The following is a 21782-nucleotide window of genomic DNA, read 5'->3' as shown; positions in this document are numbered from 1 at the left end:
GAAAAAGTGGGGGCACCTCAAGCCTTGGCCCGCCAGGAACGAAGCGCCGCACCGCACGCGCGTCGGTCAGCCAGAATGCTTCGGCTTTCGGACAATCGACAACAGTTTCACTGCACGCCGCAACGAAACTCGCCCCGCGCGCATGAATATCTACGCCACCCGCGCCAGCGCATTCGGCGCTCGATACAGCGAGGCATCGAGCAGGTCGATGCCGCAGGGCAGATCGGCGAGCCAGTCCAGGAATGCCGGAATGGTGCGGACATCCATCGGCAAGCCATGCTGTGGGACGATCATCGCGGGATCCAGCTCGCGAACCATGTCCACCCACAACCGCGCGACTCGGCGCGAGCCCATGTAGCGCTTGTGGAAACCTTCCATCGTCCGGACGTGCTGCGCGAAATCGGTGGGCGCCGCGTACGCCACGCCGGGCGCGACCATCGATGAACCGACGTCGCCCGAGAACAGGATGCGCGACACCGGATCGTAGAAACTGAAATTGCCGACCGAATGCAGGAAATGCGCCGGCAGCGCATGCAGCGCACTGCGGCCAAGCGTGATGACGCCACCTTCGTCCGGCAGCAGCAGATAGCGGTCGTCGCCGAGCTTGCCGGCCTGGTAGTGCGAGACGCAATGCGGTACGAAGCGGCCCCACAGCCGCGAGCAGGCGATGCGCGCGGGTGTATTGGCCAGCCACCGGTCGGCGGCGCCGATGATGTCCGGGTCCTGGTGCGAGGCGAGGATCCATTTGACCTGGGGGATCCGTACATGGCTGGAAATGGCCAGCCACAGCGGCGTGTAGAGCAGGTCGCCGCCCGGATCGATCAGCGCCGCCTCATCGTTGTCGATGATGAGGAACTGGTTGGCCTGGACACCATCCTCGCCCGGCACAAGGTCGCTGAAGGCGATGCAGCGATGCGTCTCGTTCCTGAATAGGTCTGTCGGCATGAGGCTTTCCTCGTGATGTCTGCCGGGGCCCCGGCCCAAGGTCACGCTAGTCCCGGGCGGGCATGCCTCCCATGATCAGGATCAATAGGTAGCGCCTATGCAATCGTTTTCATCGGGCTGCCGAGTCCGCGCAAAGATCACAGCCTGTGCAATACACGAACTCTCACGTCGGTGCAGCCGACACCGTGCGTCCGGGCGGCCCGTTCGCGGATGAGGGTCAGGACCTGCGCTGGATCGAAATCCGCTGGATCGTCGATGCGGTAGTCCAGCGTGGTCTGTCCCCACATCCTGAACCTCTCGCCCATGAAGATTTCGTAGTCGACGAAATAGCAGTATCTGTGCATCGGATCGCTCGGACTCAGGTTCCGACATGCACATCGTTCCCGCATTCGCCGCAGCCCAGATGCTCCAGCGCGATCGAAAGCGCCAGGGTGTAACTCTGCGACCCATACCCCTGGATCAATCGAAGACGCGGACCGCAGTCCAGACTCAACGGGTTTTCGAGCGCACCGAAGTGGTCGTCGTGCACTTCGATATACGGCACTTTGAGCTGATTCAATCTCGCCCGCAGCCGCTCGCTGACGCATGCGCACCTGCCCGGGTCGAAGAGTACGAGCTCGATGGACGAGTCGTTGATCCGACCCAGGCAATCGAATACTTCGGCGTCGGAATCGCAATTGCGCAGCGCGAGCGCCTTGCCCGCCAGCGAGGCACGCTCGACCAGCAGCGAAACGACTTCGGTGGACATTCCGCTCGAACGGGGCGGCGGGGCATCGGGACTGCGGATGATGGCGATGGACATGCGGGTCGGAGAAGCGGCGCGATCGGATGCGCGCACTGTGCGCCTGCAGGCCATAAACGTGCCATCCACTGCCGGCGAAGAAGCCGTAAATTCTGCGCAAAACCTGCCTGTGGGCACCCGCGGGCGAAACGTGCATCGCGATTTCCGCAGTGCGGGAACGAACGACGAATAGACAGCGGTCCCTGTCGCGACAGGGACCGCTGCATTACCGCATCAATGCGAAACGAAGTCAGCGGCAGCAGGTGCCGGACCACCACAGCGGCTGCGACGTCGTGCTGTAGACCACGACGTTGCCATCGTTCTGCACGGCGAGGTACGCGCCGTTGCGGCCGTAGGTGTACGTGTGCCAGCGCGCCTGGCCGATGTTGTTGTAGACCACCAGATTGCCGTCGCCCTGCATGTGCAGGGTGTGGCCGGTGCCGAACACGTAGTTGGCCCACAGCGCGCCCACGCCTGCCTGATACAGCACCAGATTGCCGTCGCCCTGGATGACCAGCGTGAAGCGACCATCGCACGACGTCACCGACTGGCCGGTGGCCAGCGACGCTCCACTGGCGAGGATGCCGCAACCCGGCGGCGGTGGCGGTGGCGGCGCGCTGCCCAACGTGTACAGCAGCAGATTCGGTGACCCCGATCCCGGGATGCCGGTGACCTTGTTCGGGGTGGCATTACCCACGAGCGCATTGCGGACCGTTGCAGGCGCCGCACTCGGATTGCTCGCCAGATACAACGCGGCGGCACCAGCCACATGCGGCGAGGCCATCGAGGTGCCACTGATGGTGTTGGTCGCGGTGTTGCCGGTATTCCAGGATGAGGTGATCGACGAGCCCGGCGCGAAGATATCGAGGCAGGTGCCCCAGTTGGTGAACGACGATGCCGCGTCGGTGCTGGTGGTGGAACCGACGGTGATCGCGGACGGCGCGCGCGCGGGCGAGAAGCCGCAGGCATCGGACGCGTTGTTGCCTGCTGCGACGGCCACCGTGACGCCGGCGTTGCTCAGATTGGCGACGGCAGCATCCACCGAGGCGTTGGCGCCGCCGCCCAGACTCATGTTGGCGACCGCCGGCAACACGCGATTGGCCGCGACCCAGTCGATGCCGGCAATCACGCCGGCCCAGGTGCCGGAGCCGCCGCAGTCGAGCACGCGCACCGGATGCAGGGTCACGCCCTTGGCGACGCCGTAGGTGCTGCCGCCGACGGTGCCGGCGACGTGGGTGCCGTGACCGTGGCAGTCGTTGGTGCCGCCGCCGACGGCGTCGAAGCCGTTGCCGACGCGGCCGGCGTATTCGTTGTGGGTGGCGAGCATGCCGGTATCGATGATGTAGGCGTGTACGCCGGCAGCGGTGGTGTTGTAGGTGTAGGTGGTGCTGAGCGGCAGATTGCGCTGGTCGACGCGATCCAGGCCCCAGGTCGCGCCGTTCTGGGTGGCATTGATGCGGGCGTAGCCGTCTTCCTCGACGTACGCCACGCGCGGATCAGCCAGCAGTTTCGCCAAGGCGCGGTCATCGGCGTCGACCACGAAACCGCGCAAGGCGTTTTCGTAACTGCGCAACAGTTTCGCGCCATGGCCGGTGGCCATGCCGCGCGCGACATCGGGAACGCGCGCCTTGATCCCGACCTCGGTGGAAAGACGGGCGGCGTTCTCTTTGAGGACGACGATATAGCGGCCCTGGACGGGATTCTCGACGGCGCGGAACTCGCCTGCGAACGCGGCGGCGGAACCGATCGCGAGCAGAACACCAGCCGCAAGCGCGGCGGTGCGGGATGCAGCGTGTCTTTTCATGAGGATCATCCTTGTTCGTGAAGGCGTCCGGATCGGGACGCGATGGGCGGCACCCGCACGGTCGTGCGGATGGCGTCATGCGCGTGGATCGAACCGGATCTCCGCATTGCGCGAGCGCAAAGGGACAACGTCGGCACTCCATCGCACGACGCTTCGAGTATATCGACCCGCCTGTTGCACGGCATGACAGCTTGCTTACGGTTTTTTGCGGGCCGCCTTGCCGCATGAGACGAAAAGCGCTACCGCCTTGCCGGCAGGAACGTGCTCTTGCGCAGCAGGCCGGCGGTGATCAACGACACCAATACGCCGACCGGGAAGATTTCGGTGAACGTCATCGGCATGCGGAACAGCGGGTTGGCGTACTGGGTCTTGAAGCGTTCCATTTCGGCGACGTATTTCGCCAGTTCGGCGGCGCTGGCGCCCGCCGCCTTCCGCTGCTCGATCATGTGCCCGGCGAATTCGGCACCGTAGTCCATGCCGGTCACCGCGAGCGCCGCCTCCCAGGCCATCACATAGAACACCCCCGCGACGAAGCTGATCCCCAGACCCATGGCGAACGCCGGCCAGAAGCGGATCACGCCGCCCAGCGCTTCGTCGCGGTGGCGCTTCACGCCCACGAAGATCGCGCTCAGGGCGATGAGCATGGACGTGTACCCGATCGCCATGCCGATGCCCATCGAGGGCGGATGGCCGGCCATCGCGACCGTGGTGCCGAACAGGATGCTGCCGACGATCAGGCCGGCGACGGTCCCCCAGAGCAGGATCTTGCGGAACATGGTGTGTCTCCTCAAAGCGGTGGAGGCGCCATTGACGGTGCCGAACGGCGGCGGATCAATCGCCCGAACGGGTGATTCCGGCGAAATCAGCCGTCTTGATGAGCCTCAGGGCACGATTCCCAGCTCGCGGGCCCTGCGGATGGCCTCGGTGCGGCGGTTGGCGCCCAGTTTCTCGAACAGCCGGGCGACGTGGGTCTTGACCGTGTTCGGCGAGACCTTGAGCCGCGCGGCGATCTCCTTGTTGGAGCGGCCGGCCACGATCTCGGCCAGCACTTCGCGTTCGCGCGCGCTGATCCCCAGTTCGGCCAACGCCTGTGGATTGCCGTCGAAGGGAGGCGCCCGGGTACCGAATGCACGGGCGCCGAGCCAGACACCGAGCGCCAGGAAGGCCGCAGCGATCATGAACACGTAGAAATCGCCCGAGTGGGCGCGGGCCAGCCGCTGGTAATCCAGCCATTGCAGGGCAAGCGTGCCCGCTGCCAAAAGCACGCCGTAGAGGGTGATCCGCTTCCACATCTGCCCCTCCTGCCCGGACCGGTCGTCTCGGAATATAGCAATCGCCCGGACGTCGCCCTATCGCGCCAGCCACCATCCGGTGATGGCATGCCGCGGCTGCACCGCCCAGGGCGCCACCAGCGTGACCTGGTGCCGCTGCGGTACGCGGAACAGGCTGAGCGAGTTCCAGCGCGGCAGGAAGGTCTCGCCCACACCGCCATCGCTGTCGAGGAATTGCAGCTGCCCGCCCCAGTCCGTTCGCCACTCGCGGCTCAGGTTGATCACCATGGCATAGCGGCGGCCTTCGCCTTCATCCAGATCCTCGTGCGGCATCAGGTAATGCCCGGGGCGATAACGGGTGCATTGCGCGGCGGTGTGGGTGATGGATGCATCGCTGCCGAGATAACGCGCGAATTCGATGAACGGCGGCGTGTTGAGGAATTGCAGCAGGCCGTGGACGAGCAGACCGGGGTCCCAGCCTTCCTTCGCGGCTTTCACCAGCATGTAGCTGTCGTAGGCGAACTGGTAAGTATCGGTCGCGCGCGCATAGCCGCACTGCAGCAGACGCGCGTACTCGGCATCGTCGGGATAGGCGCCGCGCGGCGAGAGCCGCGATTCGCCGTCGCTGCGCTCGGCGAGTTGCCATGGCACGCGTTCGGCCAACTCGCGCGCGAAGGCATCGGCGGCGGAGGGCTGCAGAAAATCCGGGATCTGGATCCTCGAGCGTTCCGTGAGCGCGCGTCGCCAGTGGTCGATATCGATCTCGTTGCTGATCATGGGACACGGGCGGAGAGCAGGTTCGCACCATCCTATCCGATCGGCGGCGGTGTCCGCATCGGTGGCCAGTGGTGCGGAAAGTGGCCCAACGGCTGGCGGACGGGTGTCCGGCAGCCGGTGTTGATTCCTCGATGAGGGTTTCCCGTCGATACGCCGATCGATACGGCGTCAGCGAAAACTGCTGCGGCTCCAGACCGTTGCACGTCCACTGCTGGACGTTGCCGCCGTTGGCCGTGCTGCCGGCGCTGATGTCGAGACATTGTCCGGGCGCATGGTTGGGACGGAAATTCCAGCACGCAGCGCCCGCCGCGACCGGCAGCATCGCATCCGGGAATGGCGTCCATCTGCCGTTGATGTCGTTGCGGATCGCATCCGGTCTCCGGATGAATCCGAAGACCGGATGCGGACAACAGGATCGATTATTGGAACCAGGCCCTGAGGTGATCCTCCGCGCTCCCATAAGGATGATTGCCCACGGAGGAGTTGTACAAAGGACCATGCCCGCCGAATTGGAACTGCCGGATGCGGATCCGCCCGCCATCGCAATCCACCCACATGTCGGCGTTGTAGATCGTCGTCACATGCGAAGGATCGAGCGCGTAGGCAGAGCCCACGCAGCCGGATGCGCCAATCGCGCCGATGAAGTTCTTGTAGTTGCCCAGCGCGGTCCATCCGGAAGACGTGTACGCGCTTTTCCAGATCAGATCGTCCGCGCCCATCATGACATTGACACGTTTTCCCTTGGCGCCAACGTACCAGTTCCGGATATTGCCGCTGAGGACCTTGTAGTTGTAGGCCGACGGATTCCCGGCGGCATAGGCGCAGGCATTCGCATTCTGATAGTCCCTGTTGACGATGGCGTAGACGAGACTCCCGGTGTTCGCGTTCGCGCACGTCAAGCTCATGTCGCCGGAAATCGGCAGCGATTCAAGCAATACCGCTTCCGGGATCTTGTAGGCGTATATCGAAACGACGCTGTCGTTGAGCATATCGACCATCCGCGCGACGTTCATCGCACCGGCGCTTCCACCGTGGAGATACCAGCGCGGCGCGCCGCTGTATTTGGCGTTGCCCTGTATGTCCCGCGTGATGTTGAAAATGGCGGAAGCGCCTTTCGTCATCGGCCAGTTGATATTCGAACTTCCGGACAAATTCGCGCCGATGAATCCTGTCTGCGGGTAAGCCGCATAGCCGGTGTATGCGGGACTCGTCTCCACCGCAACCACGCGCACGCAGGTGCCGCCATTCGCCAACCTGATCGCTTCGCGCGTCAATACACTCTGGTAATGGGCGTTTCTCGCCGCGTTTCCGGGGTCCGTGTTTCCGAAGTTTCCGGTGTCCCCCGGAAACACCACGACATAAGGCATGTTTTTCAGCGTGTTGTTGAGATACGCGGCCCTGCAGTTTCCGGCCTCCGGCGTGCCATAGGTGGCGTCGGGTATTTCCGCGATCACATAGGGTTGATTGAACGCGTCGTAGTCGGACCGCGCCACGAAGATCGAGGTGCCGACTTGACCGTCCGCCGCATTCCCGAGGCCCGGCAGGATTGCCGCCAGGCCGCCCAGCATCAGGAGCTTCAGCGCCCGACTGCGGCTTTTGATGGTTTTCCGACTCGTGTTCCGTGTGTTGATCTTCATCCGTTCTCTCCAATGATCGATGTGTGAAAATCCAATGGCCGGCTTCGTGCCGGCGTCCGTGCAATCAAGCGCTGTCTGCTCAGGTCGCAAGTCGCGTGGAGGTGTCCCGTGCGACGTTGGGTGGACGGCGCACCGGTCATCCACTCAAAAGAGCCAAGCCCTGAGCTGGTCGATGGGATTTTTCTCGCCGGCGGGAATCGCGCCGAACGTGGCGTTGGTCAATGGCCCGTGACCGCCATTCTGATACTGGCGGATCTTGATCCGCCCACCCGCGCCGCAATCGGCTTTCTGGTAGGTGTTGTACATATGGCTCGCGTGGGAAGCGTCGAAGACATACGTGGATCGATTCGTGCACGAGCTTTCGGCGACACCGATCGTCGCAAGGAAATTCCTGTACAGCCCGAGCGATGCCCAACCTGTCGTTGTCGGCGAGACGTAATACACCGACCCGCCGGCGGCTGGATCCGTCTTGCCCAGCGTCTCTTTCCACAGCGGATCGTTCGCACCCATCATCACGTACACGCTCTTGCCTTTGGCGCCGACGTACCAGTCGCGAATGGCCGGGGTGTAGATCCTGTAGTTGTACAGCGACGGATTGGCGCGAACCACCGAACACGTGTTGGCGGTTTCGTATCCGGCGTAGGACATGGAAATGATCTTGTCCGCGTCACTGAGTGCGTTGACGTTCCGGCATGCCTCGAGCATATCGCCGGAAATCGGCAGCGATTCGAGGATCGTCGCCTGCGGCACCTTGTAGGCGTACGCTGCGACCGCGCCATCGTTGAGCATGTCCAGCAAACGCGCCGAATGCATCGCGCTGCCGCTTCCGCCGTGCAGGTACCAGCGCGAAGCCGTCGAATAGGTCGCATTGCGCTGGATGGCCAGGCTGATGGCGAAATCCGCGCTGGCGCCCTTGGAGATCGGCAGGTAGACATCGTAGCTGCCGCTCATCGTCGCGCCGAAGAAGTTGTAATTGGGATACGCGCCGAATGCGCCGTAACCGCCATCCGCGGCAAGCGGCGCCTCGATCGACACCACCCTGACGCAACCGCCATTGGCGGAAAGCGCATTCGCCATGTTCATCATCTTGCCCTGGTAATACCCGTTCCTGATGGTGTTGCCGGGATCGGTATTGCCGAAGTTTCCGCCGCCGCCCACGAAAGCGGCGACATAGGGCGTGCTGTTCAACGTTCCACTGGCATGGGCGGCGGCACAGGCCGGTCGTCCGCCATACCAGCTCGCGGGAATTTCCGCGATGCGGTAGGGCCTGTTGTTCACGTCATAAGCCAGGCGCGAACTGAATCGCGACGTGCCGATTGTTCCGTCGGCGGCCATGCCCGTTCCCGGCAGGACCATCGCGGCCAGCAGCAAACCTGCGCTGCAACGTATGCCCGCGAAAGCGCGGCCGGTCTTCCTCTTGATTCTGCGCATCTGTGTGTCCTTGACGTGTTGTCCATCGACCCGGTGGTTTCGGCATCGCGAAAGATCCGGACATCTCTTCGCGACATGACGGCGCTGAGCCGGTCGCACGCATCGGTGACCCGACAGGGCGCATGCGTGATGCATCCCATGCCCAAGCGGGGCCGGAATGGCGGCTCAACAGTCAGAAGGCCGCGCGTTGCGGCACGAACAGGACATGCCGCTGCGACACGCAGGCGGCATCAGCGGCTTTTTGCTCTGTTCGTCACAAAAGCAATCGTGGCACGGACCTGCCCCTGAACATTCCCGGCGGGCGAAGGCGTGGACATCCCACCGGCATCACCCAGCGGCGGCATGCGCCCAGAACGGCAGCGTGAGCAGCGACAGCAGCAGCCCATAACCGACCATCGCGGCGGCGAGACGCGGTGCGAGGTTGTGCGAGATCGCCAGCGCACCGGCCGTCACCATCGACGGCATCGCCGATTCCAGCACGGTCGTGCGCGCCATGTCGCCGTGCAGGCCGAGCAACGGCACCAGCAGCAGGGCCAGCGCGGGCATCAGCGCGAGTTTCAACAACAGGCCGATGGCCAGCGGCTTGAGCTCGTCGCGCGGCAACGCGAGTTTCACCGACAGCCCGATCGTCAGCATCGCCAGCGGCAGCAGCGCATCGGACAGACGCTGCAGTGCGCCGGCGATCCAATGCGGCGGGTTTTCGGGCATCACGCTGAAGCCGACGATCAGCGCCCACAGCGGCGGAAACTTCAGCACCCGCAGCAGCATCCCGCGCGCGGTCGGGGGTGCGTCGCCGCCGTAGCGCGCGAGCACCCACAAACCGAAGGTCGAAAGAATGAGGAAGGCGCCGAACTGATCGTAGATCACCGCGTACGGCAGCGCGTGTTCGCCGATCAGCGCGCGGGTCAATGGATAGCCGAGAAAACTGGTATTGCCCAGGGCGACCGTGAGCAACAGCACCGCGCGTTCGTCGTCCCTGAATTTGAATGCGCGCGCGCACAACCACACCAGCACCACGGTCGCGATCAACAGCAGCCACGGCGCCACGGCGACACCGATCAGCGCCGATTCCAGGTGCAGACGCGGCGCATAGCGCAATACCGCCGCCGGCAGGCACACGTACAACACCACGAGGTTGAGCGTTTGCGCCGCGTTGTCCGGCAACACATGCAGGCGCTGGAAGCCGTAGCCCAGCGCGAGCATGGCGAGGATCAGGGCGAAGGCGTCGAAGGTCATGATGCGGGCGGGAATCGGTAAGTGTTCATGTCCACTGTGGGAGCGACAGGAATGCGGGCGCGGCGCCGTGCGCATTTTGCGGCACTGCAGCGTCAGCGCCGCGCACAGCGTAGTAGCATGATTCGCCCCGCTGTGGGGCCAACGCAATGGAAGCGCCATGAACACGACACGCCATCTGATCCGCCCCCTCGTTCTCGGCCTGCTGCTCACCTTCGGCAGCGGCGGCTATGCCGTCGCCGCCTGTACACCCTCCACCTACGCCTACTGCTGGGAACAGCGCGAAATGTGCCTCGTCAACGGGGGTCTGGAGGACGAGTGCAACGCCGAGTACTTCGACTGCCTCTCCCGTCGCGGCTGCGGCTGAGGCGTCATCTCGTCCCCTGCGATCGCCGCGACGGCAGCGCACGGGAACAACGCGATCTCACAGGGCGGCCACACGGACGCCCTGTCGTGCCGATATGCGTAGCGTGCGTGCGCGCCGGATCGCAGACGCATCAATATCCCGCCGCCTGCCCGTCCTTGCGCGACTCGCTGGCGCCGATGTAACCACCCTCGGGATTCACCATGATCGCCTGGTACCCACCGTAGGGGCCGTCGGCGAAACGCACGCTGTGGCCTTTGCGCATCAGCGCGCGGATGGTTTCGATCGGAAAACCGGTTTCCAGATCCACTTCGCCGCCATCGGTCATCGCGGTGTTCTGTCCAGTCGGTTCGGTACTGCCGTCGTGCTGGATGCGCGGCGCATCGCCGGCTTCCTGCAGGTTCATGCCGAAGTCGATCATGTTGAGCAGGATCTGCACGTGGCCCTGCGGCTGCATCGCGCCGCCCATCACGCCGTACGACAGCCATGGCTTGCCATCCTTCGTCACGAAGGCGGGAATGATGGTCTGGAACGGGCGCTTGCCCGGTGCGTAGCAGTTGGGATGTGCAGGCCTGCGATCGCAATCCTTCAGCACGAACATCTCGCCGCGATCCTGGAAGATGAAACCCAGGCCCGGCGGCGCCATGCCGCTGCCCATGCCGCGATAGTTCGACTGGATCAGCGACACCATCATCCCGTCGGCGTCGGCGACGGTCATGTAGATGGTGTCGCCTTCGTTCAACGCGGGAATGATGCCGGGCTCCACCGCCTTCATCGCACGGTCCATCGACAGCAGCGCGCCGCGCTCTTTCGCATAGGCCTTCGAGATCAGGCGCGCGACCGGCGTCTTGTGGAACGCGGGATCGGCATACGACGCGGCGCGATCGGCGAACGCGAGCTTCTTCGCTTCGACGAACAGATGCACATGCTCGGGACTGCCGAAGCCGTAGGTTTTCAGATCGTAGGGTTCCAGCAGATTGAGGATCTGCAGCGCGGCGATGCCCTGCCCGTTCGGCGGCAGTTCCCACACGTCGTAGCCGCGATAATTCGTGCTGACCGGTTCGACCCATTCGCCGCGATGCGCGGCCATGTCTTCATAGCGCAGGAAGCCATCGTTGGCTTTGAAATACGCATCGATGCTGCGCGCGATGTCGCCCGTGTAGAACGCATCGCGGCCACCGTTCGCGATCTTCTCCAAGGTGTTCGCGAGATTCGGGTTGCGCCAGGTCTCGCCCCTGCGTGGGCCCCGGCGTTTATCCGGCGTGTCGCCGTCGAGAGTGAACTGTTCCTTGAAGCCCGGCCACTTCGACAGCACCGGCACGCTGCGGCTCCAGTAATACGCGATGACTTCGTGCACCGGATGGCCGTCGCGCGCGTAGCGGATGGTGGGCGCGAGGTTCTGCGCCATCGTGCGCTTGCCGAAACGTCCGTGCAGCGCGAACCACGCATCGACGGTGCCCGGCACGCTCACCGGCAACGGACCATGCGCGGGAATATCGGTCAGGCCACGACGCTTGAATTCGTCGAGCGTCAACGCTTTCGGCGAACGTCCCGAACCGTTGTACCCGTGCAGCCGCTTCGTCTTCGGATCCCACACGATCGCGAACAGGTCGCCGCCGATGCCGTTGCCGGTCGGCTCCATCAACCCGAGCGCGGCGTTGGCGGCGATCGCGGCATCCACCGCACTGCCGCCATCGCGCATCGTCTGCAGAGCGATCTGCGTGGCCAGCGGATGCGAGGTCGCGGCCATCGCATGCGGCGCGTAGACCTCGCTGCGGGTGGCGAAGGGTTGGCCGGTGACGCGGTCGGCGGCGTGGGTCGCGCCCGTGGCGAGGCTCAACAGACAGGCAGACGCGAAGGTCAGGGGCAAGTTGCGCATGGAAACCGCCTCGGGCTCGGGACCTACAGCGTAGGCCAATAGGGTGCGCCTTGGCGCACCGCTTCGGGATCGTCGCAAAAAACGGTGCGCCAAGGCGCACCCTATGTCGCTGTCAGGCGTGTTCCGTTGAAGCCCGCGATCAACGCATCGTTGTCGATCGCAGGCGAATACAGATAACCCTGCACCGCGACCACGCCGCAGTCGCGGAGGCACTGGGCCTGGGCTTCGGTTTCGACGCCTTCGCCGACCACGTCGATGCCCAGGTCGTTGGCGAGGCCGACCAGTGCCTTGACGATCGCAAGATCGGCGCGGTCCTGGGGCAGGCCGGCGGTGAAGCCGCGATCGATCTTGATGGTGTCGATCGGCAGGTGCTTGAGATAGCCGAGCGAACAGAAGCCGGTGCCGAAATCGTCCAGCGCCACGTGCACGCCCAGCGCGCGCAGCCGCGCGAGGATCTTGGCGGCGGCGTCGGGGTCGCGCAGCAGCAGGGTTTCGGTGAGCTCCAGGCACAGCCGCTCGGGCGGCAGTCCGGATTCGGCCAGCGCGCTGTCGACATCGGCGGCGAGGCCGGTCTCCTCGAACTGCCGTGCCGAGACGTTGACGCGCAGCATCGGCGCGATGCCGTCGCGCACCGGCCAGCGCATCGCCGCATTGCAGGCTTCCAGCAGCACCCAGCGGCCGAGACGGACGATCAGGCCGGAGCTTTCGGCCGCGTCGATGAACTCGCCCGCAGGCACGATGCGGCCGTCGCTGTTGCGCCAGCGCAGCAGCGCTTCGGCGGACCGCCAGTGGCCATCGCGCAGATCGACCTCGGGCATGTAGTACAGCAGCAGCTGGCCATCGTCGAAGGCATCGCGCAGCGCCTGCTCGGTGCGCATGCGCGCGAGCAGGCTGCGGTGCCGGTCGGCGTTGAAGACCTTGCAGCGCCCCATGCCGTTCGCGCGTGCGCGCAGGCTGGCGTTTTCGGCATTGCGCAGCAGCGCGTCGGCCGAAGGCGCGGCCAGATCGCGCGAGAATGCGATGCCGGCGGTCACCGTCGCCGGATAGCCGGTGGGCGACGCCGCGTCGGATTGCACCAGGTCGATGCAGCGTTCCGCCAGTTCCAGCGCTTCCACTTCGCGCAGATGACGGTGCGGAATGATCGCGAATGCGTCGTCGCGCACCCGTGCCAGTGCGGCGTTGTCGGAGGTCATCTCGCTCAGGTGCTCGGCGCAGTCGATCAGGAACCGGTGGAAGCCTTCGATATCGAGCTGTTCGTTGCCGGCGGGCGGATCGATCTGCAGGTGGATCACCGCGAGGCCGGCATCGTTGTCGTGCAGCGGCCGTAGCGCGGTGTGCGCGACTTCCAGCAGGTGGTCGCGGTTGGGAAGATTGGTCTGCGCGTCGTGGCGTTCGAGGAAACGCAGACGGTTTTCGATGTCGCGTCGCCGCGCGATTTCGTACGCGACCGCCACATAGTCGCCGAGACTGCCGGCGAAGGCGTGGTCTTCGGGGCTCCACACGCGCGCGCTGCCGACATGCTCATTGCAGATCACGCCCAGCAGTTCGCCTTCGGCGCGCACCGGCGCGTCGAGGAGCGACTGGATTTCATGCCGGCGCAGATACGCACCCAGCGCTTCCTGCGATGCGGAGACGGTGCTGTCGTTGCCGACATCGGCGATGTCGATGACCCGCACCTCGTCGAGCTGGGTGCCGTATTCGGAATCCAGCAGCAGGCTTTCGTCGAAACCGGGAGGATTGTGCACGCCACTGCTGTGGACGTAGGCATGCACGCAGTGCAGTTGATGGGTGGCGGCGTCCACGCGCCAGATGTTGACGCGTTCCACTTCGAGCGTGTCGGCGGCGACTTCGCAGATCTCGGCGATGGCGGTGTCGAAGGTGCAGTCCTCGTGCCATACGCGCCGGCCCAATGCGACCAGGGCGTGATTGTGGCGGCGCGCGCGCGCGCCGCGTTCCTGCTGTTTCGAGTTTGCTGCACTCGCCATCATCGCCCCCTCCCCCCACCATCGCGAAAAGCCCGCGATCATCGACATGCTGACCGCAGGGTTTCATGGACCGGACACGCGAAAAGCAGGAGCAGCGGCCCCAGCGCTTTCCCACGAACCCAGTCTAGCTCCATTCGGGCGGGCGGCGCGCAAGGTCAATCCCCGCGATCAGTTCACCGCGCAGGCGAGCGTGAAGGCCACCGACCGGTGGCGGGCAAGGTGGGAATGGCGACGCCGCCGGGCCGCGCGCCGTCGTGATGCCGCGACCGCGAGTACGGCAACCGCAGCGATGGCCCGAAAGGCGATGACCGGCATCGCTGCGGATCCATCGCTGGCAGCAACGGCAACCGTCGGGGTCACTGCACCGTGCAGGTCAGGGTCACCGTCACCGAGCCGCCGTTGGGCAGGGTCGGGAGGGTCGCGCCCGCGCCCTGCAGCGCCGTGACCAGTGCCGCGCCGGTCGGTACCGGGCATACCGCGCCACCCGCTGCGGTGCAGCTCGCGGTGGTGCAGGTGAGCCCGGTCGGCGCCGGGTCGGCCAGCACCGAGCCGTTGGCGGCATCGGGGCCGTTGTTGGTGACGGTGATGCTGTAACTGGTGGTGGTGCCGGAGACCACCGTGTCCGCCGGCTGATCGACCTCGCCATTGAGGCCCGGTGTGTTGGTCTTGGTCAGACGAAGGTCGGCCTGGTTGTTCCGGGTGTTGGTGAGCGTGCAGGTCAGATCGTCGCCCGCGACCGCAGTGATGCTGAAGCTGGTGCCGCTGCCGTTGGGTGTCTGTCCGCCGGTGAGGGCGTTGGTGCAGGCCCAGATGGTCGCGTAGTTCGTCAGCAGTGCGCCGGCCGCGCCCGCTTCGCTGAGCGTGTAGACCGCGCCGAGCGCGCCGGGGCTGAGCGTGGCGATGCCCGTGGCCGTCGTGCCTGCGCCTGTCGTGGTGACCGTTGCGGGCCCGCCGGTGCCGGCGATGGTCAACGCGAACTGGTCGGTCGCGACGAAACGGCCGTTCGGCAGCGCCTTCTGCAAACGCAGGATCGGCAATTTCGTATTGGTGAAGGTGCAGGTGAAGCTGACGCTGGCGCCGATCTCGGCACCGGTCAGGGTGTAGGTGGAACCGCTCAGGCTGCCGACGGTGGTGCCGGCGGCGTTGACGCAGGTCGCGTCGGTGAACGACCAGCCCGCCGGCAAGGTGCTTTCGTCGACGGTGACCGCCGTGGTCGGCGCGATGATGGTGTAGGCCAGCGTCGCGGTGCTGGCGGTGTCGCCATCGACCTGGGTCGGCGTGTTGACGACCGTGGTGGTCACCGTGCCGGTGGTCTGCACCGTGTTGGTCAAGGTGTAGCCGAAGGCGCCGCCGACGCCGCCGAGCGTGGTCTTGCGCAGCAGCAGTTTGCGCGACACGGTGAACTGGTAGTCCTCGACCTCGCCGCTCTGAACGGTGCCGGCCGGCGTGGAGCAGTTGTCGAGCGCGGTGTTGTTGGTGCAGACCCGGAAACGCGCGAAGGTCGGGCCGATGATGGCGGTGACCGGCACCGCGATGTTGAGGTTGGTCACGCCGACCGCGACCGCCTGGTTGGTGATCATCTGCTCGCCGGCATCGTTGAAGTCGCCGTCGGCGTTCCAGTCGAACCAGACGTTGAGGAAACCGCTGCCGTTCTGGATGCTGGTCGGCACGATGGTGGTTTCGCCGGTCGGCAGCAGCGGCGTGAGGGTCACGCCGTCTTCGTCGTCGGTGTTGTTGACGTCGTCGCCGGTGGCGGTGGCGTTGTTGAGCAGGCTGGCGTCGGCATCGACGCTGGCGCCGAGGCGGATGCCCGTGATCGTATGCGTGGGATTGCCGTAAGTGATCGGCGCGTCGCCGACGTCGGCGTTGTCGGATTCGAGCAGGAACGAGGAGGTGGTGCCGCCATAGACCGCAGGGGTTGCGGTGCCCGCCGAGGTCAGCGCGTACAGGCTGGCGGGCGTGGCGCCGCCGTTGCGGAACCAGGCACCGCCGGACATACCGTTCGGTTCATTGGTGACGCCGCCGCTGGGGGTATCGAAGGTGCCGCCAGCATTGGTGGTGGATAGCGTCGCCAGAGCCACATGGCCAGCGGGCACGGCGAAACCGGCGGTGGTGGCATTGGCGCCCATCACCAGCTTGCCGTCGTCGGCTTCGTCCGGAGCCTGGCCAGCGTCGTAGGCCGCTACTGTGATCGTGTAGTTGCCGGCTGGATCGACACCGGCCACCGCCTGCGCGACACCTGTCGCATTGCGGACGAAGCCGGTCGGTGTCTGTTCGACGTTCTGGTAGACCGAGGCGATCAGCAGCGCGTCGTCGCCCGCATTGGAGGGCGCGACGGTATCCGGCAGGGTGATGGTGACGGTGCCCGAGGCCGCGCCGCCGAGCAGCGTATTGATCTCGTTCTCGAACAGCACGATGTGGAACGAATCGACGCCAAAGAACGCCGTACCGGCCGGGGAGCCGGACGGCGAGGTGCTGATGCGGATGAAGCGGGTATCGCCGCTGGGCGTGCCGCCGATCACCAGCGCGTTCTGCTTGTTGATGGTGCCGCCGGGGCCGACGATGCGCGCGGTGAGCTGGTTGTTGCTGGTCGTGGCCGGTGGGGTGCCGACCCGAGGTTCGGGATAGTTGTCGCCCAGGCCAGTGCCGGCAGTATTGCCGCTGTTGCACAGACCACCGGTGCCGTCGGCCGGCGAGCAGTGGTCGCGCTCGAACGTCGGCCAGATGAACAGCACGCGGTTCTTGCCGCTGGGGATATTGAAGCTGGCGATGGTGGGCGTGCCGGCCGCACCCGCACCGGTGGCCGTGGCGGTCTGGGTATCGAGGTGCTGCACCTGCGCGGCGTGCGCGGTCGCGATGCATGCGCCCGATACGACTGCGACAACGAACATCGACCGCAGCGACCTTGCTGCACGACACCCGCTGCGCAGCGTCAGCGCACGCGCGATTTGTACCCACTTCCGACTTGCTGTCATGACAATCCCCGTCTTGCGTCTCGCTTCCCTGGCCGCCAACCCTCATCGGCACGTTACGCAAACACGCTCTGCCATCCATCGATGACAGAGCGCATTGGTGATCCATCGCGCGCTGAAAAGGGCCGGTGAACCAGTGGCCCCGGCATGCAAGATAAGCGCGCGTGTCGTCGCGCTTGCACTGTCACTACTGACAGGTTGGCTTTTTTTCCCGCAAAAACCGGGGTTTTCGCGATGGCGTCGCATCGGAGCGGCGCATCACCGCTTATGGATAGAGTGCGACTATCGAATTTCGCGATTCCAGCCGACAATCTGATCGAACAGCGGGATCCAACAGAAAATTGATGTCGTTGCTGGCGATGTCGGCACCGTCGCACAGGCGCCATGCAACGATGCGGGCAGCGCGACATCCTCAAGCGCAGGCAGCGGCTGCAGAGGTCGCGGTGTGCAGATCAAGGTTCTGGGCAAGAGGTCGGCGATGACCGCGTTGTTCGCGGCTTCGGCCAGATTGGTCACGGTGATGGCGCACAGCGTGGCCGTGCTCGAGATTCACGGTGTCGAGGGATGGCGCGCATCGAGCGCGCGCCATCGCTTTTGATATAGATAACGACTATCGGATTTCGATATTCCTATCGGAAATCACTATTGAACGGTGCAGTTCAACAGAAAGTTGACGCTGCCGCTGACAGGCAAGGTCGGCACCGTCACGCCAGCACCCTGCAGCGCGGCGACCAGTGCGGCCCCGGTCAATGCAGGACAGACGCCGCCGCCAGACGCCGTGCAGGTGGCGGTCGGACAGTTCAGGCCCGTGGGCAGCGGGTCGTTGACGCGCGTGTTGTTCGCGGGCTTGGGGCCCGTATTGGTCACAGTGATGGTGTAGACCGTGGCCGCACCCGAATTCACGATATCGGCGGCTTGATCCACCTCGCCGTTCACGCCGGGCGTATTGGTCTTGGTGATGCGGATGTCCGCCTTGCAGGTGCGGCCGACATCGCTGCCGGGCGTATCGGCGGCCGGGGTGATGACCTGCGCCACACCGTTGGCGCCACCCTGCGCGCCGTGATTGGCGCCGCCGGGCGGGGTATCGGCCGTGGTGGTGGTGCCGGCCACGCCGCCGGTGAGCGTGGTGGTGGCGAGACTGCTGGTGACCACCACACCGCCGGCGCCGCCGCCGCCAGCGCCATGCGCCGCAGTGCCGGTGAGCCAGGTGTCGCCGCCGCGCCCGCCGCGGACATCGACATTGAGCGTGGCGGACCATGTGGTGGCGACCGCCACCACGCTGCCGCCGGCACCGCCGCCGCCCGCACCGTCGTTGGTCGGGTTGTCGGCGGCACGCGCACCGCGCGCGCTGATGCTGCCGGCGCCGGTGAAGGTGACCGCGCGCGCCATCACGATCCCGCCGCCTGCGGCGCCGCTGGATTCGACAGCCTGGCTGTTGACGTTGTTGTCGCCGGCACCGCCGCCGCCGCCCATCACCAACCGGGCGACGCCCGCACCGAGGAAGCCGGTGCCGCCGAAGCCCCATTTCTTGTCCGTGAGGTTGCTGTAGTTGGCCAGGATGCCCGCGTAGCCGGCACTGCGCCAACCGGCGCCGCCGCGACCACCCGCGCCGCCGTTGCCGCCGCCGCCGCCGCCGCCGTTGTCGCTGCCGGCGTCCCAGTACGCGCCCGCCGCCACCGGCGTTGCCGGGCGCGCCACGGGCGAAGTCGCCGGTGCTGGCGGTGCCGGTGGGATACCCGCCCCAGGCCGCGCCGAGATCGGTGAAGCCGGCGGTGGCGCCGGAGTTCGGATCGCGCTTGAGGCTGACGAATCGCGGTGTGCCGGCGATGCCCTCGCCCTTCACGGCGTGGCGGGTGTCGTCGTCCCAACGGAAGCGTTCGACGGCGTCGTCGACGGAACGGCTGCGACCGGCGCCGCCGCGGAAACCCAGACCATCGACATTGATGGCCTGGCCATTGAAGTTCAGGGTGAACGCCGCATCGAGCACGACGATGCCGCCGCTGTTGCCGTCCCAATCCGCAGCGGTGACGGTGCCGCCCAACGTGAGATTCGCGTACTGCGGCACGCGGATGATCTGCACGGTGCGGCGCCCGGCGGTCGCGGTGGCATTGGCCTGCACGTAGGTGGCCGTCAGCGGCGAACCGGTGAGATTCAGCACGGCATTGCTGGTGCCGGTACCGGCACGCACGAACTGGTAGCGCCCGGCGAGGCAGCTGCCGGCGGGATCGGTATAGCCGGACGCGGGTTCGCCGCCTGCGCCATCGCCGTAATTCAGGCCGTTGGCGGTGTTGAGGTTCGCGCACTGCATCTGGATGACCAGCACCAGATCGCCCGCCGCCAACGTCGCGGCGGCGCCGCGCTGGCCGCTGAGCGCGATCGTGGTGCTGCCGTTGTTGTAGGTGCCGGTGCCCGCTGTCCAGTAGGTGTTGACCGTGCCGGAAATGGTGGCGTCGCCGTTGCTGCCCGGAAGCGCGCAGACCTGGGCGTTGGCGGCGCCGATACCCGACACGACCACTGCACCGAAAGCGAAGGCCGTGAACGCCGCCTTGCGCAACCGTGCCGCGGAACCACGGAGAGATGAGTTGACGTGCATGTACGCTGGATTCCTGAGGCTGACGGTAAACACGACGGCTACTGTACGGTGCAGCTGAAACTGAAGGTGATGGTGTTGCTGCCTGCCGTGGCCGGGAGCGTGCCGAGGGTGACGCCTGCGGTGAGGTTGGCCACGGTCAAGGGGCCCGCTGGACAGGCGCCGACGGCAGCGCTGGTGCAGGTGACCGCGTTGGCGGGCGGGCAGGTCAAACCGGCTGCCGGGGCATCCTGGATCACCGCATTGATCGCCGGGCCGGGCCCACTGTTGGTGACGATGACGCTGTAGGTGGTCTGCGCGCCCGAGACCACGGTGTCGGCGGCCTGGTCGTTCGGACCGGACACCGGCGTATTGGTCTTGGTGATGCTGAGATCCGCGAGATTCGGCACGTTGCAGATCGGCACATTCGCCAGCGATGGCGCGGTCGCAGCGTTGCCGGTGTTGCCACGGGTCGCGCCGTTGGGAAGGAACTCGGTCAGCGCGCTGGATGACGTGGTGCCGTTGACGCCACCGGCGATGGTGCCGGTCCCCGCCGGAGACGCGATGAAGCCGCCGCCACCGCCGCCGCCCGGGCCTTCGGATTCGACCACGGTGATCAGCTGGTTGCCGCCCTGGCCGCCGCTGGCCGCGAAGCTGAGCGCGCCGGCGCCGGGAGCGACCAGCACCACCGAGCCGCCGCCGCCGCCGCCGCCGGGACCATCGTTGTGGCCGGGAACAGTCGGTGTTGCCGCAGCGCCGTTGGCCTGCAGGTTGCCGCTGCCGGCCACGGCCGTCGCGATCACGAACACCAGGCCACCGCCGTTGGCGCCGGCGCTGGCCGCGCCGTTGTTGCCGTCGCCCGCACCGCCGCCACCGCCGAAGAACAGGCGCGTATCGCCGGTCGTACTGGGATTGTTGGCCAGCGGACGTCCGCCCAGGCCGCCGCGCTCGCGACGCAGGTTGCCGCCCCATTGGGTCGCGCCGGGCGCGCGGGTCAGCGCATTCTGGTTGGCGGACGCATAGGTGTAGCCGCCGCGACCGCCACCGGACGAATTGGTGGTTGCGGTCAGGGTGCCGTCGATGTTCCACGCGGTGACCCAGCCGGCAAGGCTGGTATCCGGCACGCCCTGGCCATTCCAGGTGGCCACGTTGCCGCCGTTGGCGCCGCCGCCGCCGCCGGCATTGTGCGCATTGCCGCCGCCGCCGCCATTGGCGGGCGCACCGCGGTTGTAGCGCCCACCCAAGCCATCGTAGGTGGCCTGGCTGCCGGCGATGCTTTCGCCTTTTTCGCCGCCGTCGACGGTCGTCGCGGCGACATAGGCGGTGACGTCGGTGGCCGGATCCGTGGTGTCGTTTTCGATCGCGCCGCCCCGGAAGCCGCGACCGTTGGCGTTGATCGAGCCGTTCACGGTGGCGGTGCCATCGACGATGACCGCGACGATGCCGCCGGTGCTGCCGTTCCATGCCGCCGGCACGATCGACGCGCCCGCATTCACGGTCAGGCTGCTGTATTGGGGCACGCGCACGACCTGCGCACCGCCGCTGTAGGCGAAGCGCAGCGGCGTGGTGTCGCAGGCGGTGCCGAGGGTGATGGTGTTGCCGCTGACCGAGGCCACGCTGACGTATTCGTAGCGCCCGGCGTTGCCCAGCGCGGTCACCGCGCCGTAGGTGTTGGCGTTGGCGGTGCTGATCGTGGCGCCCTGGGCCTGATGCAGCATCAGCACGTCGCCGGCGGTGATACCCGCAGCGCTGCCCACCGTGATGGTGGTCGCCCCGGAAGTCGCACCGGCGGTCAGCGTGGTGGTGGCATTGACGGTGGTGTTGGCGGCCGAGACCGTGAACGCACCGTCCTTTCCGGGCACGCGCGCCTGCGCCGGCATTGCCAGCGCACCGCACAACGCCGTGGCCAGCGCCGCCATCGCGCCCAACCGCACACTACCGCCGTCCCGCTTGACCCTTACCATCTCGCTGTCCTCATCCACTGCTTTCTGCAACAGCGCGCATCCCTGCGCGTCGATGCGGGGCATCGGTGATCGTGTCCTTCGATCGTCTGCCGAATCGTATATCCGACCGCATGCTCGATCGATCGCGCCAGAGGTGCGGGGCCCGCCCTGCGGCGAACCCCGGCCCATCG

Annotated in this window: 17 protein-coding genes; 2 read left to right on the top strand and 15 right to left on the bottom strand. The window is 66.2% G+C overall.

What is annotated here, in order from left to right:
* Window positions 1-150 precede the first annotated feature (150 nt).
* The 9 genes from HOP03_08690 to HOP03_08650 form a co-directional block, all read right to left on the bottom strand.
* On the bottom strand, window positions 151-945 hold the full coding sequence (locus HOP03_08690; protein ID NOT88248.1) for an FprA family A-type flavoprotein: 795 nt from the start codon (window positions 943-945) through the stop codon (window positions 151-153).
* A 137-nt stretch (window positions 946-1082) separates the two neighbouring features.
* Entirely contained in the window at window positions 1083-1289 is a 207-nt protein-coding gene (locus tag HOP03_08685) for a hypothetical protein (GenBank protein ID NOT88247.1), read from the bottom strand.
* Window positions 1290-1303: 14 nt separating this feature from the next.
* Entirely contained in the window at window positions 1304-1747 is a 444-nt protein-coding gene (locus HOP03_08680) for a 3-dehydroquinate dehydratase (protein NOT88246.1), read from the bottom strand.
* A gap of 229 nt (window positions 1748-1976) precedes the next feature.
* Window positions 1977-3539, bottom strand: a complete 1563-nt coding sequence (locus HOP03_08675) for a S8 family serine peptidase (GenBank protein ID NOT88245.1) — start codon at window positions 3537-3539, stop codon at window positions 1977-1979.
* Window positions 3540-3769: 230 nt separating this feature from the next.
* Entirely contained in the window at window positions 3770-4306 is a 537-nt protein-coding gene (locus HOP03_08670; GenBank protein ID NOT88244.1) for a DUF4199 domain-containing protein, read from the bottom strand.
* 105 nt (window positions 4307-4411) lie between these two features.
* Complete coding sequence (locus HOP03_08665) at window positions 4412-4822, bottom strand: response regulator transcription factor (protein NOT88243.1); 411 nt, start codon at window positions 4820-4822, stop codon at window positions 4412-4414.
* A 289-nt stretch (window positions 4823-5111) separates the two neighbouring features.
* Window positions 5112-6119 carry an RICIN domain-containing protein gene (locus HOP03_08660; GenBank protein NOT88242.1) on the bottom strand — a complete coding sequence of 336 codons (1008 nt, stop codon included), beginning with the start codon at window positions 6117-6119 and terminating at the stop codon, window positions 5112-5114.
* Between the two features lie 1240 nt (window positions 6120-7359).
* Window positions 7360-8646, bottom strand: a complete 1287-nt coding sequence (locus tag HOP03_08655) for a hypothetical protein (protein ID NOT88241.1) — start codon at window positions 8644-8646, stop codon at window positions 7360-7362.
* Between the two features lie 327 nt (window positions 8647-8973).
* Window positions 8974-9882, bottom strand: a complete 909-nt coding sequence (locus HOP03_08650) for an AEC family transporter (protein NOT88240.1) — start codon at window positions 9880-9882, stop codon at window positions 8974-8976.
* 157 nt (window positions 9883-10039) lie between these two features.
* Here HOP03_08650 and HOP03_08645 point away from each other — a divergent pair, with 157 nt between their 5' ends.
* Window positions 10040-10246 carry a hypothetical protein gene (locus HOP03_08645; GenBank protein NOT88239.1) on the top strand — a complete coding sequence of 69 codons (207 nt, stop codon included), beginning with the start codon at window positions 10040-10042 and terminating at the stop codon, window positions 10244-10246.
* A 130-nt stretch (window positions 10247-10376) separates the two neighbouring features.
* Here HOP03_08645 and ggt read toward each other — a convergent pair whose 3' ends face one another.
* From ggt to HOP03_08620, 5 genes are all read right to left on the bottom strand, one after another.
* Window positions 10377-12122: a gamma-glutamyltransferase gene (gene ggt / locus HOP03_08640; protein NOT88238.1), complete on the bottom strand. Its 1746-nt coding sequence runs from the start codon at window positions 12120-12122 to the stop codon at window positions 10377-10379.
* 101 nt (window positions 12123-12223) lie between these two features.
* Window positions 12224-14107, bottom strand: a complete 1884-nt coding sequence (locus HOP03_08635; GenBank protein ID NOT88237.1) for a sensor domain-containing phosphodiesterase — start codon at window positions 14105-14107, stop codon at window positions 12224-12226.
* Between the two features lie 356 nt (window positions 14108-14463).
* Window positions 14464-16998 (bottom strand): DUF11 domain-containing protein, encoded by a 2535-nt coding sequence (locus tag HOP03_08630; GenBank protein ID NOT88236.1) that lies wholly within the window; start codon window positions 16996-16998, stop codon window positions 14464-14466.
* Window positions 16999-17361: 363 nt separating this feature from the next.
* Window positions 17362-17595 (bottom strand): hypothetical protein, encoded by a 234-nt coding sequence (locus tag HOP03_08625; protein NOT88235.1) that lies wholly within the window; start codon window positions 17593-17595, stop codon window positions 17362-17364.
* A gap of 126 nt (window positions 17596-17721) precedes the next feature.
* Window positions 17722-18777: a DUF11 domain-containing protein gene (locus tag HOP03_08620; GenBank protein ID NOT88234.1), complete on the bottom strand. Its 1056-nt coding sequence runs from the start codon at window positions 18775-18777 to the stop codon at window positions 17722-17724.
* Between the two features lie 148 nt (window positions 18778-18925).
* On the opposite strand from HOP03_08620, the gene HOP03_08615 reads away from it, so the two are divergent.
* A complete protein-coding gene (locus HOP03_08615; protein NOT88233.1) occupies window positions 18926-19660 on the top strand; it encodes a hypothetical protein in 735 nt (244 codons plus the stop codon).
* A gap of 50 nt (window positions 19661-19710) precedes the next feature.
* On the opposite strand, the gene HOP03_08610 is transcribed toward HOP03_08615, so the two are convergent.
* Window positions 19711-21675 carry a DUF11 domain-containing protein gene (locus HOP03_08610; protein NOT88232.1) on the bottom strand — a complete coding sequence of 655 codons (1965 nt, stop codon included), beginning with the start codon at window positions 21673-21675 and terminating at the stop codon, window positions 19711-19713.
* Between the last annotated feature and the right edge of the window lie 107 nt (window positions 21676-21782).

The organism is Lysobacter sp. (genome assembly GCA_013141175.1).
Lineage (GTDB): Bacteria > Pseudomonadota > Gammaproteobacteria > Xanthomonadales > Xanthomonadaceae > Lysobacter_I.
The sequence above is the reverse complement of the archived record's forward strand: the minus strand, read 5'-3'. Positions and strand labels throughout refer to the sequence as shown.

Coding starts and splice junctions, on each gene's coding strand:
- HOP03_08690 (NOT88248.1), bottom strand. CDS start 945: ATGCCGACAGACCTATTCAGGAACGAGACGCATCGCTGCATCGCCTTC.
- HOP03_08685 (NOT88247.1), bottom strand. CDS start 1,289: ATGCACAGATACTGCTATTTCGTCGACTACGAAATCTTCATGGGCGAG.
- HOP03_08680 (NOT88246.1), bottom strand. CDS start 1,747: ATGTCCATCGCCATCATCCGCAGTCCCGATGCCCCGCCGCCCCGTTCG.
- HOP03_08675 (NOT88245.1), bottom strand. CDS start 3,539: ATGATCCTCATGAAAAGACACGCTGCATCCCGCACCGCCGCGCTTGCG.
- HOP03_08670 (NOT88244.1), bottom strand. CDS start 4,306: ATGTTCCGCAAGATCCTGCTCTGGGGGACCGTCGCCGGCCTGATCGTC.
- HOP03_08665 (NOT88243.1), bottom strand. CDS start 4,822: ATGTGGAAGCGGATCACCCTCTACGGCGTGCTTTTGGCAGCGGGCACG.
- HOP03_08660 (NOT88242.1), bottom strand. CDS start 6,119: ATGGCGGGCGGATCCGCATCCGGCAGTTCCAATTCGGCGGGCATGGTC.
- HOP03_08655 (NOT88241.1), bottom strand. CDS start 8,646: ATGCGCAGAATCAAGAGGAAGACCGGCCGCGCTTTCGCGGGCATACGT.
- HOP03_08650 (NOT88240.1), bottom strand. CDS start 9,882: ATGACCTTCGACGCCTTCGCCCTGATCCTCGCCATGCTCGCGCTGGGC.
- HOP03_08645 (NOT88239.1), top strand. CDS start 10,040: ATGAACACGACACGCCATCTGATCCGCCCCCTCGTTCTCGGCCTGCTG.
- ggt (NOT88238.1), bottom strand. CDS start 12,122: ATGCGCAACTTGCCCCTGACCTTCGCGTCTGCCTGTCTGTTGAGCCTC.
- HOP03_08635 (NOT88237.1), bottom strand. CDS start 14,107: ATGGCGAGTGCAGCAAACTCGAAACAGCAGGAACGCGGCGCGCGCGCG.
- HOP03_08630 (NOT88236.1), bottom strand. CDS start 16,998: ATGTTCGTTGTCGCAGTCGTATCGGGCGCATGCATCGCGACCGCGCAC.
- HOP03_08610 (NOT88232.1), bottom strand. CDS start 21,675: ATGCCCCGCATCGACGCGCAGGGATGCGCGCTGTTGCAGAAAGCAGTG.